Here is a 242-nt window from a genome sequence, read left to right as displayed (position 1 = left end):
TCGGCGAACGCGACTGCTCGCTGCAGCGCCGCCACCAGAAGGTCTGGGAAGAAGCGAATTCGCCTGCGCTCAATGTCGAGCAGCGCATGAAGATCGGCCAGATCTGCGCCGATGCCATGAAGAAGCTGAAATATCGCGGCGCCGGCACGATCGAATTCCTCTACGAGAACGGCGAATTCTATTTCATCGAAATGAACACCCGTTTGCAGGTGGAGCATCCGATCACGGAAGCGATCACCGGC

1 pseudogene is annotated in these 242 nt (G+C 57.9%); it reads left to right on the top strand.

Annotated elements, in window-relative coordinates:
- Window positions 1-242, top strand: a pseudogene (locus EOD29_RS34490) (acetyl-CoA carboxylase biotin carboxylase subunit); the annotation flags it as partial.

It is taken from the genome of Mesorhizobium sp. M1A.T.Ca.IN.004.03.1.1 (assembly GCF_003997555.1).
Taxonomy (GTDB): domain Bacteria; phylum Pseudomonadota; class Alphaproteobacteria; order Rhizobiales; family Rhizobiaceae; genus Mesorhizobium.
This window is presented reverse-complemented; position numbering and strand designations above follow the sequence as displayed.